Annotated in this window: 11 protein-coding genes and 2 tRNA genes; 6 read left to right on the forward strand and 7 right to left on the reverse strand. The window is 57.3% G+C overall.

The annotated features are described in order from the left end of the window. Positions 1-2: 2 nt before the first annotated feature. Positions 3-293, forward strand: a complete 291-nt coding sequence (locus ACP86_RS01290; protein WP_008174945.1) for a PilZ domain-containing protein — start codon at positions 3-5, stop codon at positions 291-293. Between the two features lie 51 nt (positions 294-344). Here ACP86_RS01290 and rraA read toward each other — a convergent pair whose 3' ends face one another. Beyond that, a complete protein-coding gene (gene rraA / locus ACP86_RS01295) occupies positions 345-824 on the reverse strand; it encodes a ribonuclease E activity regulator RraA (RefSeq protein ID WP_008174943.1) in 480 nt (159 codons plus the stop codon). A gap of 30 nt (positions 825-854) precedes the next feature. Beyond that, positions 855-3,191, reverse strand: coding sequence for a phosphoenolpyruvate synthase (ppsA, locus tag ACP86_RS01300; protein WP_410796000.1), 2,337 nt, complete (start codon positions 3,189-3,191; stop codon positions 855-857). 215 nt (positions 3,192-3,406) lie between these two features. Here ppsA and ACP86_RS01305 point away from each other — a divergent pair, with 215 nt between their 5' ends. Beyond that, positions 3,407-4,222, forward strand: a complete 816-nt coding sequence (locus ACP86_RS01305; protein WP_008174940.1) for a pyruvate, water dikinase regulatory protein — start codon at positions 3,407-3,409, stop codon at positions 4,220-4,222. Positions 4,223-4,323: 101 nt separating this feature from the next. Here the strand turns inward: ACP86_RS01305 and ACP86_RS01310 are convergent, their stop codons facing one another. Continuing rightward, positions 4,324-7,248 (reverse strand): insulinase family protein, encoded by a 2,925-nt coding sequence (locus tag ACP86_RS01310; RefSeq protein WP_053112406.1) that lies wholly within the window; start codon positions 7,246-7,248, stop codon positions 4,324-4,326. Between the two features lie 99 nt (positions 7,249-7,347). Here ACP86_RS01310 and ACP86_RS01315 point away from each other — a divergent pair, with 99 nt between their 5' ends. The 3 genes from ACP86_RS01315 to ACP86_RS01325 all read left to right on the forward strand — a co-directional run bounded on the left by ACP86_RS01315 (position 7,348) and on the right by ACP86_RS01325 (position 10,385). Next, positions 7,348-7,809 (forward strand): hypothetical protein, encoded by a 462-nt coding sequence (locus tag ACP86_RS01315; protein ID WP_008175027.1) that lies wholly within the window; start codon positions 7,348-7,350, stop codon positions 7,807-7,809. A gap of 115 nt (positions 7,810-7,924) precedes the next feature. Next, the gene (locus tag ACP86_RS01320; RefSeq protein WP_053112409.1) at positions 7,925-9,238 is read left to right on the forward strand and encodes an MORN repeat-containing protein; all 1,314 of its coding nucleotides are present in this window, start codon (positions 7,925-7,927) and stop codon (positions 9,236-9,238) included. Positions 9,239-9,290: 52 nt separating this feature from the next. Then, the gene (locus tag ACP86_RS01325; protein ID WP_008175032.1) at positions 9,291-10,385 is read left to right on the forward strand and encodes a response regulator; all 1,095 of its coding nucleotides are present in this window, start codon (positions 9,291-9,293) and stop codon (positions 10,383-10,385) included. Here ACP86_RS01325 and ACP86_RS01330 read toward each other — a convergent pair. Further along, complete coding sequence (locus tag ACP86_RS01330; protein ID WP_082220532.1) at positions 10,345-11,022, reverse strand: NTP transferase domain-containing protein; 678 nt, start codon at positions 11,020-11,022, stop codon at positions 10,345-10,347. The two genes, ACP86_RS01325 and ACP86_RS01330, sit on opposite strands and share 41 nt — an antisense overlap. Before the next feature lie 100 nt (positions 11,023-11,122). Here ACP86_RS01330 and ACP86_RS01335 point away from each other — a divergent pair, with 100 nt between their 5' ends. Beyond that, on the forward strand, positions 11,123-11,974 hold the full coding sequence (locus ACP86_RS01335; RefSeq protein WP_053112413.1) for a 6-carboxytetrahydropterin synthase: 852 nt from the start codon (positions 11,123-11,125) through the stop codon (positions 11,972-11,974). 129 nt (positions 11,975-12,103) lie between these two features. Here the strand turns inward: ACP86_RS01335 and ACP86_RS01340 are convergent. From ACP86_RS01340 to gltX, 3 genes are all read right to left on the reverse strand, one after another. Then, positions 12,104-12,179: transfer RNA gene (locus tag ACP86_RS01340), tRNA-Glu, on the reverse strand. 7 nt (positions 12,180-12,186) lie between these two features. Continuing rightward, positions 12,187-12,262: transfer RNA gene (locus tag ACP86_RS01345), tRNA-Ala, on the reverse strand. A 113-nt stretch (positions 12,263-12,375) separates the two neighbouring features. Next, complete coding sequence (gene gltX / locus ACP86_RS01350; RefSeq protein ID WP_053112415.1) at positions 12,376-13,860, reverse strand: glutamate--tRNA ligase; 1,485 nt, start codon at positions 13,858-13,860, stop codon at positions 12,376-12,378. Between the last annotated feature and the right edge of the window lie 72 nt (positions 13,861-13,932).

Consider the following 13,932-nt stretch of genomic DNA (forward strand, 5'->3'; position numbering starts at 1 on the left):
CCATGAAGGATTATTCGGAGAAACGCGATTTCCACCGTATGCAGGTGAACTCGGAGATTGAGATCAGCGACAGCCAGGGCAACCGCTTCAAAGGGATCTGCCGTGATCTGAGCGCGACCGGCATGCAACTCTACGTTGAGCAGGCCGTGAACGTTGGCGAGGAACTTCACACGGTGCTTCACTCCAGCAGTGATCAGTTTCCGCCGCTGGAGACTGTCTGCGAAGTCATTCGCTGCGAACCGGAAGGAGACGGGTTCCTCCTTGGAACGAACATCAGCGAAGTCACTCGCTGAACGAAAAACGGCGGCCATTGGCCGCCGTTTTTGTCTCTGCCTCGAAAAGCCTCAAACCAGAGGCTTCTCAGAAACAATGATGCCGTTGTTGTCGGCGTAGACGTAGTGTCCGGGATGGAATGTAACGCCGTGGAAGGTGACCGGCACATTCAGGTCGCCCAGGCCACGCTTTTCACTCTTTCTCGGATGGGTGCCAAGGGCCTGCACACCCAGGGCGGTGTTGCCAATCTCATCCACGTCGCGCACGCAACCATAGATGATCAGGCCCGCCCAGCCGTTGCTAGCAGCCTTCTCCGCGAGCATGTCGCCCAATAGCGCATGGCGCTTTGAAGCGCCACCATCCACGACCATCACACGACCGTTCCCTGGCTGGCCAACCTGCTCTTTCACCACGGAGTTATCTTCAAAACACTTCACGGTCACAATCTCACCGCCAAATGCCTTGTTGCCACCGTAGTTATTGAAGCCGGGCTCTACAACCAGCACTTCCGGAAATTCGTCACACAGGTCCGGGGTAATTATCGTCGTCACGTTGTCGCTCTCCTTATCCTGGAAATAAACTCAGTCGATTTTTTCGTCGGCCAGGAAGAACCAGGTGTCCAGTACCGAATCGGGGTTCAGTGACACCGTATCAATGCCCTGATCCATCAGCCACTTGGCGAGATCCGGATGATCCGATGGCCCCTGCCCGCAGATACCGATGTATTTGCCGGCCTTCTTGCACGCCTGAATGGCGTTGGAAAGCAGCGCCTTGACCGCATCGTTCCGCTCATCGAAGAGGTGCGCGATGATGCCCGAATCCCGGTCCAGACCCAGGGTCAGCTGAGTCAGATCGTTGGAGCCGATGGAGAAGCCGTCAAAGTGCTCCAGGAACTGATCCGCCAGCAGCGCATTGGCCGGCAGCTCACACATCATGATGACCCGAAGACCGTTGTCACCACGCTTGAGTCCGTTCTCCGCCAGCAGGTTCACTACCTGTTCCGCTTCACCCACGGTACGCACGAACGGAACCATCACTTCCACATTGGTCAGCCCCATCTCGTTACGCACCTTTTTCAGGGCACGGCATTCCAGCTCGAAGCAGTCCCGGAAGGTATCGGAGATATAGCGCGATGCACCCCGGAAACCGAGCATCGGGTTTTCTTCATCCGGCTCGTACAGAGTGCCGCCGATCAGGTTGGCGTATTCGTTGGATTTGAAGTCCGACAACCGCACGATCACTTTCTTGGGCGCGAACGCCGCTGCCAGGGTAGAGATGCCCTCAACCAGCTTGTCGACATAGAAATCCACCGGCGAGCTGTAACCGGAGATGCGTTTCTCAACGGTCTGCTTGATATCCCGGGGCAGTCCATCAAAGTTCAGCAGTGCCTTGGGATGAACACCGATCATCCGGTTAATAATGAACTCAAGCCGTGCCAAACCAACACCTTCATTCGGCAACGCCTGGAAATCAAAAGCCCGGTCTGGGTTGCCGACGTTCATCATGATCTTGAACGGGATGTTCGGCATGGAGTCCACGGTATTTTCCCGCAGCTCGAAATCCAGGGAGCCCTCGTAGATCATGCCGGTATCGCCCTCAGCGCAGGAGACGGTCACTTCCTGTGCGTCGGTCAGCAACTCCGTGGCATCGCCGCATCCGACCACGGCCGGAATGCCCAGCTCGCGGGCAATAATGGCCGCGTGGCAGGTACGACCACCGCGGTCGGTAACAATGGCGGAAGCCCTTTTCATCACCGGCTCCCAATCCGGGTCGGTCATGTCGGTAACCAACACATCGCCGGCCTGCACCCGGTCCATTTCCTTGATGCTGGTGATGATCTTCACCGGGCCACTGCCGATCTTGTGGCCGATGCTCCGGCCTTCCACCAGCACCTTGCCGGTTTCTTTAAGCAGGTAGCGCTCCATCACATTGGCAGACGCACGGCTTTTCACCGTCTCAGGGCGCGCCTGAACGATGTAGATCTTGCCGTCGTCGCCGTCCTTCGCCCACTCGATGTCCATCGGTCGCTGGTAGTGCTTCTCGATAATCATCGCCTGACGTGCCAGGTCTTCCACCTCGGCGTCAGTGATGCAGAAGCGGTTGCGGTCTTCCTGCTCCACCTTCACTGTTTCAACGAATTCACCTTCACCGGGCTTGGTGTGGTAGACCATCTTGATGGCCTTGCTGCCCAGATTGCGACGCAGGACGGCCGGCCGACTGGCTTCGAGAGTAGGCTTGTGTACGTAGAATTCATCAGGGTTTACAGCACCCTGAACGACGGTCTCACCCAGACCGTAAGAGGCAGTTACAAATACCACGTCACGGAAGCCGGATTCTGTGTCGAGGGTGAACATAACGCCACTGGCCGCCGTCTCACTGCGCACCATTTTCTGGATACCAGCCGAGAGCGCCACCATCTTGTGGTCAAAGCCGTGGTGGACGCGGTAGGAAATAGCGCGGTCATTGAACAGCGACGCAAACACTTCCTTGACCGAGGTGCGCACCTGTTGCAGCCCCACCACGTTCAGGAAGGTTTCCTGCTGGCCTGCGAAGGAGGCGTCCGGGAGATCTTCCGCCGTTGCAGAGGAACGTACCGCAACCGCCATGTGTTCGTTGCCATCCTGCAGGGTGGCGAACGATTCCTTCAGGGCGTTCTCCAGAACATCCGGAAATGGCGTTTCAATGATCCATTGACGAATCTGGGCACCAACCCGGGCCAGTTCGTTAACGTCGTTGATGTCCAGGGCATCGAGAGCGTTGTCGATACGCTCTTTCAGTCCGTCAGTAGCGAGGAATTCGCGATAGGCGTGCGCTGTTGTGGCAAAGCCACCTGGAACGGTAACACCTGCGTTGGCGAGATTACTGATCATTTCGCCGAGTGAGGCGTTCTTGCCGCCTACCCGATCGACATCGGACATTCCCAGGTGATCAAACCAGATAATGTAATCTTCCAAAGCATGTCTCCCTTGAGTCTGTGAAGCTAAGAGCAAAATCGGGCCAGCGGTATCAAGCGGTAAAAGCAGACAATATCCACTGCGGAGTCTCGAACTTGGCGTGTATGATACTGTAACCTGCGGAAATTACCTAGGCCACCGAGCCAGGAATCAAGAACCAAGGAACCGGACAATACAGCATGAAACGCACTGCTTTTTTCATTTCTGATGGCACCGGCCTGACAGCCGAGGCTCTCGGGCACAGCCTTCTGGCCCAGTTCGAAAAGATCGAGTTTGAACGGGTTACTGTTCCCTACATTGCGGACGAAGAAAAAGCCCGGGAAATGGTCAAACGGATCAACAAGGCGGCCGAGACAGACGGCGCACGGCCGCTGGTGTTCGACACCATTGTAAACAGCGATATCCGGGAAATCATCGCCACCGCCGAGGGTTTCATGGTGGACATCTTCGGTACGTTTCTCAGCCCCCTGGAACAGGAACTCCAGTCTTCCTCTTCCTATACCGTCGGTAAATCCCATGCCATCAACAATGAAGGCAGCTATGAACGCCGGATCAATGCCGTCAATTTCGCGCTGGATAATGACGATGGCGCACGCACCCGGCATTACGACGAAGCAGACCTGATCCTCGTTGGCGCCTCCCGAAGCGGGAAAACCCCCACCTGCCTCTATCTGGCGCTGCAGTATGGCGTGAAAGCGGCGAACTATCCGATTACCGAAGAAGACCTGGCAGACCAGCAGATCCCGAAAGCCCTGAAACCTTATAAAGAGAAAATTTTCGGGCTGACTATCGAGCCGGAGCGGCTGGCAACCATCCGCAACGAACGCAAGCCAAACTCTCGCTACTCATCCATCAAGCAGTGCATGCACGAGATCGAGGAAATTGAATTGATGTATCGGCGTGAGCGGATTCCGTACCTGAATACCACCGCCTATTCAGTTGAGGAGATCTCCACCCGAATCATGGTGACAACCGGTCTGAAGCGCCAACGCTAGGGGTACGGACGGCTGGAGGGCTTCATCGGGGCAGAATAAGAAAGGGGCCAGACCAAGAAGAGGCCAGATGAACACTTCATCTGGCCTCTTTTGTTTTGGCTTTACAGTTCCTGAATGTTCAGGCCAAGCTTCTCGGCCCTAGCACGGTTTTCCGGACTGGTTACCACGGCCGTACTGGCTTTCTCCGGCACCAGCCAGGTTCTGGCCACACGCTTCAGGTCATCCAGGGTGACGGACAGCACCCGCTCCCGGAACCTGGCACGCTGCTCCGGGCTTCGCCCAAACAGCTTGTTGTGAAAAGCATGGCGAGCAGCGCCCGCGGGCGATCTGGGCCTGTCGAGTTGACCAATTACACCAAGAATCGACTCTTCAAGCTCCTGATAGTCGTGGTCATTGTCCTGAAGCCACGCAAGGGCCGCGTCGAAATCGTCCAGCGTTTCCTCCAGGCGCGGATCACGGTAGGAGAAGAACCGGAACGTGCCATTCACGCTGTCCTGCCCGGCGCCGCCACCGTAAGCGCCACCCTTCTCCCGAATGGCTCGGTGCAGATAACCGTTACGCAAGAAACCACCCAGCACTGTCAGTGCCGCCGCATCGGGATGATCCACAGCGACAGTGCTGTAGGCCTTGGAACAGAAGTTAACCTGGGTAGAGGTCAGCCACGCCTCACGGGTGGTGTAATTGACCGGTTCCATTTTCCAGCCTGCAATGCCCGCCCCGGAGGCATCACGCCAGCAGGATTTCAGATCATCAACCATCGCCGGGAGCTGATCCTCTTCACCAATCACCAGGAACTCCCGACCCTGCTTGCCGATCTTCTCGTGCAATGCAGAAAGCTTGTCACAGAGCGCCGTCAATTCCTCTGGATCCTTCAGGGCCTGATCGAGCTGCTTAGTGCCGCGAATACCGGCAAGACCACCCAGCCGGAAAGATAGCCAGGCACCCGGACTCATTCCCTGTGAAGCCGCGCCCATGGCCAGTGCATGGCCACTGCCGGTTACGGCCTGCTCGCGACGGGCCCGGATCTGCGCAATGATCTCCCGGATTCGCTCTTTCTCATCGAAGCGGGCACTGGTGTAGACATCCCGCAGAAGACGGGTCAATTCACTGCGATTACGGGCCAGCGCCTTGCCGTTGAAGATGATGTAACCGGACAGCGCCTGAACGTCATCAATCCGGCCCTTGGCGCTGAACGCTGCACCGATACCACCAGACTCCGCAGAGATACGATCCTGCATTTGCAGGTAGTCCAGATCACCACAACCCACTTCGGAAATCAGCGTGGTGTAGTAAGGCACCAGAAGCAGCTCCTCTTCGGTCAGCGCCGGCACCGGGACAACAATCTGCTCGTAAACCAGACCGTTGGTACCACGGGCATAAACGGTTGCCGAAATGTCGCCGTCATAACGCCCTTCCGGCTCTGGCATCTGCAGAGGCACGTCTGACAGATCCACCTTTGGCAGAATGGAGTCATCGTCCTTCTGCATCTGGCGTTCTTCCAGCGCCCTGGCCCGGTCGACAATCATCCGGACCTCGTCATCGGTAAGCTCGGCCTTGCGACGGGCCAGCGCTTCACGGATGGCTTCCTGCCGGCGGGACTCGAGCTTTTCATCCGGCCGCAGGGTCAGGGTGACCCGGTGCGGGTTCTCAAGAAGCTTGCGGCGGATCAGGTCTGGCACGTACTGCGGGTCCCGAATTTTCTCCCGGAGCGTTGCCAGGACCGGCTCCAGATCCAGCAATTCAACCGGATCACCGCCGTGCACCATGGGTGCAATGGCACTCATGATCAGCTGCAGGCCGTACGGGAACTGGTCACCAGCAATTTCCCGCTGGTGCAGTTCGAGCTGATGCAGGATGGCTTCCAGACGTTCCTGGCTTACGCCCTCCTCCACGACCTTGAGCAGCGTGGACTCGAGCAGGGCTTCCAGATCCTTGTGCTTGTCCGGCTCGCTGCCTTCGATGCCGCAAACAAAGGTCATTTCACGGTTGGAGTCTTCCAGACCACACATGGGCGAAGGTGCATGACCAAGATCCGTGGTTTCCAGGGCTCGCATCAGTGGTGAGGCACTGTTTTCCAGCAGTACCGCAGAGAGCAGTTGACCCTCCAGGTTCTCCTGCAAATCAAAACTGTGGCCCAGCAACCAGCCCACAACGATGTGAGTCTTGTTGTCGGTCCCCTCGCCTTCGTTGACCGCATAGCCCTGCTCTACCCTGACCGGGGCGAACATGCGCTTCTCGTCGCGAACCGGAAGATCGATGTCCAGCCGGTCGAACCGTTTCAGCGCCAGCTCTTCAAACTTCTCATGATGCTCATGAGCCGGGATATCGCCGTAGGTGGCAAATATCGCGTTGCTGGGGTGATAGTGGTGGCGGTAGAACTGCAGCAGGTCGTCGTAGCTCAGATCCACGATGTGGTCGGGCTCGCCACCGCTGTTGTAGTGATAGGTCGTGGTCGGGAACAGGTGGCTGCTGAGGTTCTGCCACAGCTGGGACGTGGGCGAACTCATGGCGCCTTTCATCTCGTTGTAGACAACACCCCGATAAACCAGGTCGGTGGACGGATCTTCCGGCTTATCGAACTCAAGGCGATGACCTTCCTGCGCAAAATCCAGCGGATCGAGCTTGGAGAAAAATACACAATCCAGGTAAACCGACAGAAGGTTGTCGAAATCCTTTCGGTTCATGCTGGCGAAGGGATAGGCCGTCCAGTCGCTGCTGGTGAAAGCGTTCATGAACGTGTTCAGTGACCGCCGAATCATCATGAAGAACGGATCACGAACCGGGAAACGCTCGCTGCCACACAATGCCGTGTGTTCCAGAATATGCGCCACCCCGGTGGAATCCATCGGGAAGGTACGCAGGGCAACGAAAAACACGTTTTCGTCGTTGTCGGCTGCCAGATGCAGATGGCGGGCGCCAGTCTTCTTGTGACGATACTCCTCGACCTCGAGATTGAGTGTATCGATCCGGTGACTGCGAAGTTTCTCAAAGGCCGGATGAGTTGCGTTGTCGATCACTGCAGCCATTCAAACTATCCTGTCTTTAAACAATTGGAGAATTGTAGGGTAACACGTAGTATCGCTTATCATGCATCACTCCAGAAGCTATAGGGTACCGCGCCGTACATGACAACACCTGCACCTCAATCAAAGGCCGTTGAGGCCCCGGAAGTAGCCGCCTATTGGGCAGAACGTCGGCGGTACCTCGAGCGGATCCGGAAAGTACCGGAAGTCAGACAGCGCTTCTGGCGGGAAGTTGCCCTGTATCTGCTCCGCCGATTGCTCTGGTCATTCGGATTCTTCCCGATCTTCATCGCCTTCTGGGTGCCACTGGTGATGGCCAGCTTCAACCCGGTAGCGATGGCATCGGATCTGATTCCGGTGTTACAGAATTTCGTCGACTCGAACCCGGAGGTACAGGCAACGACCATTAGCACCCTGGCCATCGCGTGGGCCTCCATCGGGTTTTTCTTTCTCGTCTTCGATTTCGTGCTAACCCCTTTCAAATCGCCTTATCAATACGAAGCCGACGTGTACATGAGATCATGGGAGCAGCTCAACCATGATCAGCTTCCGGATAAAGTGTGATTTGGCCTGCATTCTCGGTAACTCCACGTCACTTTCTGTTACATAGCGTTGCACTCACTGGGTAAGATGAACCGGTAGACAGAATTCCAAGAATGCAGGATCAAGAGGTTCCGTCATGGTCGATTTCAGACCGCTTCTGTTCGTCAATGCCCTGGCGCTCATGCTGCTGGTAACCGCCGGGTTCGCCTCGGTTCGGGATGACCTTCAGATAACAGAAGCCTTCGAACCACCCTCGACGGATCAAGCTGTTGCCTCTATCACTACCGAGCCCGAGCCGGCCCCCGAGCCTGTTCCGGAGGCATCCGCCAGAACCGAACAGGCTGCCCGGGAGTCGCGCCCACCCGTGGTAGAAGCCACTCCGTTTACCGTGCCATCCATGCCGGAGAACCCGGAGGTTCTGGCGGTAGCTGAACCGCCATCGGTAATGGCAACGAAAACAGACACCGCCCCGGCAAATCCGCAACAACCGGAAAAACAGCAGGAACCCCAGCCACCGACGCAGGCGCTGCTGGTACTACGCTCAAACGTTGTCGGCGATCAGGTCACCATCAACGGCAAGAAATATGGCGCGACCCGCCTGGATCTTGAGCTGGACCCGGGCCGCTACGAGGTCACCATCACCAAGCCAGGTTTCAAACCCTGGAACCGCTCCATTGCCCTGAAAGCCGGCAATGAGGTGACTCTGGTGGGCGAACTGGAGGCTCTGACCACGGTGAATTTCCGTGACGGGATCTGGATCGGTGGCGTGAAGACCGGTGATGGCACCTACCAGGACAACGATGGACTGCGCTACGAGGGGCATTTCGTGGATGGTGAATTCCACGGCCAGGGCACCGCGTGGTATCCCGATGGTGGCCGTTACGAGGGAGGCTGGTCTGCAGGCAACCGCGAGGGCGACGGTGAATGGCGCAGTGCCGACGGCTCGCGCTATTCCGGCGAATTCCGGGACAACCAGTTTAACGGCAAAGGCACGCTTACACTGGCAAACGGCGACATACTGACCGGCCACTGGAAGGACGGACAGCTTAATGGCCACGGTTCCCTGACCACCGCGGATGGCATGCTCTACGTCGGCGGCTTCCGGAACGACGAATTTCATGGCACCGGCACACTAACCTACCCCGACGGTCGCCATTACGAAGGCGAATTTTCCAACGGCGCCTTCCATGGCACCGGGGCAGAGGTCTTCGCCAGCGGCAAGAAATACGAGGGCGAATACATTGAAGGAAAGTTCCACGGTAAGGGCTTGCTGAAGAATCCCAACGGCAGCTCGATCGAAGCGACATTCCGTCATGGCGAGCCTTACGGACAGGTACGCCTGACCACAGCGGCAGGGGAAATTTTCACTGCCCGAACCACTGAACCCGGTGTCTGTTATCGGGACAAGAGCTACCGGGCCACAGAGTGCCCGAAACTGGAAGGCTGGTAATCATAACGGCCCGATAACAAACGCGTTTGCAGTAAACGATTGAGGTAGTGACATGGCGATCAAGAACGCTCTGCTGGTAGATGACTCCAAGGTGGCCCGATTTGCCCTGAGCAAACTGCTGGAAAGTCGCGATATGGAAGTCAATATGGCTGGCTCGGCCGAGGAGGCCCTCGATTTCCTGAACAGCCAGGGGCGTCCGGATGTCATCTTCATGGACCATCTAATGCCGGGGATGAATGGCGTAGAGGCGACCAAAGCCATCAAGGGCAACCCGGAGACCGCCGGCATCCCCATCATCATGTGCACATCCAAAAAATCGTCATCATTCATGGAGGAGGCCAGGAACTTCGGTGTTTACAACATCCTCACTAAACCGCCGCAAACGGAGGGCCTCAAAGAAGTTTTGGACCAGCTGGCCAGTGATGTCACAGGCGGAAACTTGCCGGAGCCACCGCTGCAATCTGAGCCGGCTGCCGCGGAAGAGGACGAACTGCTGAACGTACCTGCAGATGCGTCGGTGGAACTGTCGCCCAAGACGGGCGATTCAGCCAGCCGGAGCAACCCGCAAGCCAATGTGGTGCCCTTGACCAGCGAGTTGATTGAGCAGATCGCCCGTTCCGCAGTCAAAACTCACATCAACAACCGCCTCCACGAACTGCTCAGCTCCCTCTTTGACGAGCAGTTCGATCACCTGAAGCGGGCTCTGGATGAATCCCGAAGCAAACAGGACGCGGTGATTGAGGAACGCCTGAACGCCGTCACCGAAATGGTCGACGAACGGACCAAAAATCTGCGGGACGAAGTTGCCGCGGAGGTCAACCTGAACCTTGGCAGCGAACTTGCCGTGCTCAAGAAGGAGCTGAAAAAGAACTCCGGCTTCACGAGCGAGCATATGGCCGAGCTGAAAGATCACATCACGAGTGTGCAGACGATTGATACCGAGTTCTGGCAAACCCTTCAGTCCGAGGCTATTCAGCAAGCCCACGAGATCTCGAGGGAAACCGCTGAAGACATAGCCCAGCGCACAATCGACCTTTTTGTTGCGCAGCAGCGCTCGGCATCGTCCCGGGTCTACACCATTGGTCTTGCCATAAGTCTAGGCATCTTCAGCGTCGGGATTGCCTGGCTGTCTGGCCTGTTCGGTTGAGCAGGGCCCTGATCCTCTGCCAGTCTGCCGGGGTGTCCACATCATCGTGGATCCCCGGAATATCTACCCGGGTTGCACGCACCTCTGCAAGCAGTCGCCCGGCGCCCCTATCCCCCTCCAGATCCAACACCAGCGGCCAGAGCCATCTGGGCAAATAGGCGGGCACACCCGGCCGGCCACCGTAATCTGCAGCGATGGGCTGTTCCGGTACAGAGCGGGCCGCCTTGCCAAAGGCCTCGAGGGCGTTCAGATCCAGTAACGGCTGGTCCGCCACAAGAACAAATACGCCCTTTACCGCTGGCCCCAGGCTGCGAAGCCCCGCTGACAGAGATGCCGAGATGCCCTCCTGCCAATCCGGCGCCCGCAACCAGGAAGAAGGTTGCCTCCGACAACGAAAGCGTATGAGCGGGTACCAGGCCCCACACACCACTCGAACTTCCGGGCTGAGGATTCGGCCCTGGGCAATGGCGGCGTCCAACAATGTGCGGTTACGGCAGTCCGTGTCTGTCCCGTCACCAGAAGCCAGCGGCAGGAGGGCTTTCGGCCGACCGAGGCGGCTCGAGGCACCGGCCGCCAGTATCAGTGCCGGAAATTGCTGATCAATGTGCGAGTCGAGGTTTAAAATGATGAGTCCGATAGCAAAAAGAAATGAAGCAGTGGCTAACCGCCAGACTGCTGTATTCGGTGATTTTTGCTAGAATTCGGCCATCAATCAACCATACCCGCCTGGAAATTTGATGAACCATTTGTTTGTAGACAACCTGACCGTTATCGATTTTGCCTACCTGGACCCGACCCGTGGGCTGGTGGGTGAAAGCTGGATTGCGGATGTGGTGCTTGGCGGGGAGCTGGACGAACAGGGCATGGTGTTCGACTTCAGTAACGTAAAACGCACCATCAAGCGAGTGATCGATGAGCGTGTTGACCATCGCCTGGTGATTCCCCGCGGCTACCAGGGGCTGTCCTGGAGTGAGGAGCAGCCAGACACTTTTACCTGGGCACTCACGGACGGCAGCCAGATCATTCACCGCTCACCGGACGAGGCCATTGTCTGGTTGTCCGCCGACCGGGTTGTGCCCTCGGCCGTGGCCTCTTTGCTGGAACAGGAAATAAAGACCGTGCTTCCGGCCAACGTGATTTCCGTGGAGATCAATCTCCGGGAAGAGGAAATCGATGGTGCTTACTACCACTATGTCCACGGCCTTAAGAAACACCTGGGCAACTGCCAGCGCATCGCCCACGGCCATCGATCACCGATTCGTATCGACCGGAACGGCCACCGCGATTACGATCTGGAGCGCCGCTGGGCCAAGCTCTGGCGGGATATCTACGTGGGGTCCGAGGAGGATGTGGTGCGTCGCCATGTTGGCGAAGACGGCGTTCGCTATGTGACCTTCGAATACGAGGCCAACCAGGGCGAGTTTGCACTGACCCTGCCAGAGGATCGCGTGTACATGCTGGATACCGACACCACGGTGGAGCTGATTGCCGCCCACATGGCCGACAAGCTCAAGGTGGAGTTCGCGACAGACACCATCCGGGTGAAGGCTTATGAGGGTGTTGGGAAGGGTGCCATTGCCGAGCGCTGAATAAATCCGGGGTCAGATGGAAATTTCATTTGACCCCATTGTTGTCTGACCCGACATTCAGACACAAAAAAACCGCCAGAAGGCGGTTTTTTTGATGGCTTTCCGGTGGACTAAACCGTCAAGCCGTATTGGCGTCCCCTAGGGGGTTCGAACCCCTGTTGCCGCCGTGAAAGGGCGGAGTCCTAGGCCACTAGACGAAGGGGACTAGAAATTGGTGGAGCCAGGCGGGATCGAACCGCCGACCTCAACACTGCCAGTGTTGCGCTCTCCCAGCTGAGCTATGGCCCCTCAACGGCTGCGTATATTAAGGATCCGCCCTATGGGCGTCAACCTCTGAAACACACTTTTTTTCAGTTTTCTGAACATCCCTGTTCAAGCCGTTTATTAATTCACCAAAGCGGTTAATGAATACCCAGAGCCGCGTATTCCTTTTCCACCTTCTTGGTTTCCTTCTTGGAGAAACCACCTATCACTTCCAGGGCATGCCGAAGCCTTGAACGGGTCATGTCCGGGCCCAGCAGCGCCATGGAATCCATGACAGACCAGGAATTCGGAGTGCCAGCAACCGCCACAAAAATGGAGAACATGAAGTCACCCATCTTCAGGTCCATGGCTTTGGCCAACGCCTTGATATCCGCGAAGATGGTCTCCTTGCTCCAGTGTCGCTGCGCTTCAAGCTTCCAGAGCGTGAACTGAAGAACCCGCTTGATCTGGGCTTCCTCCAGCTTGTTGTGGACAAAGTCTTCCGGCCTCAGGTTGAGCATGCCGGAGAACATGAACTGGGCCATGGGCGCCACATCCGAAAACACCTCTGCCCTGCCCTTGATGTGGGGCACCAGAGCACACAGGGCATCCTCATTGAACCACCACTGGCGCATGCGCTCCATGAACTGCTCTTCAGTCAGCTCTTCGCGCAGCCACTGGCCGTTCAGCCAGCGGAGCTTCTCCACGTCAAACACCGGGCCACCAAGGGAAACTCGCTGGATGTCGAAGTTCTCGATCATCTCATCCAGGGTGAACTTTTCCCGCTCGTCCGGCATGGACCAGCCCATGCGCCCCAGGTAGTTGGTGACGGCCTCCGGCAGAAAGCCCATGCGCTCATAGAAATTGATGCTGGTCGGGTTCTTGCGTTTGGACAGCTTGCTCTTGTCCGGGTTGCGCAGCAGCGGAAGGTGACACAGCACCGGCATATCCCAGCCAAAATACTGGTACAGCAGCTTGTGCTTGGGCGCCGAGTTGATCCACTCCTCACCGCGCAGAACGTGGGTGATTTCCATCAGGTGATCATCAACCACATTCGCCAGGTGATAAGTGGGCATGCCATCGGACTTGAGCAGAATCTGGCAGTCCACCTGAGCCCAGTCGATCTCAATGGTGCCCCGAAGCATGTCGTCGATCTCGCAGACGCCCTCATCGGGCACTTTCATACGAATCACGTATGGTTCACCTGCATCGAGGCGGCGCTTCACTTCGTCCTCGGGCAGCTCCAGATCGCCCTTGATACCCGGGTTCAGACCCTGGGCCTTGCGTTCTTCCCGAATGGCTTCCAGCTCATCCGGTGTGCGGAAGCAATAAAATGCGTGGCCGGCCGTCACCAGATCCTCGGCATACTGCCGGTACGAGTGCTTGCGCTCGGACTGGCGATAGGGGCCATGAGGACCACCCACGTCGGGGCCTTCGTCCCAGTTCAGACCGAGCCAGCGCAGCGCCTTGAGAATGTCCTGCTCGGATTCTGCGGTACTGCGGGCCTGGTCGGTGTCTTCGATACGCAGGATAAACTGGCCGCCGTGCTGACGGGCAAAGCACAGGTTGAACAGGGCCACGTAGGCGGTACCAACGTGAGGGTCTCCCGTGGGTGACGGAGCAATTCGGGTACGTACAGTCATGAAACCTTCCTGAAAAATCGGTGGCCGTTTGATAAAGCGGGCATTATACCGGCCAACGGCAGGTTTCGCATG

Origin of the sequence: Marinobacter sp. CP1, from assembly GCF_001266795.1 — a bacterium.
Classification (GTDB): domain Bacteria; phylum Pseudomonadota; class Gammaproteobacteria; order Pseudomonadales; family Oleiphilaceae; genus Marinobacter; species Marinobacter flavimaris.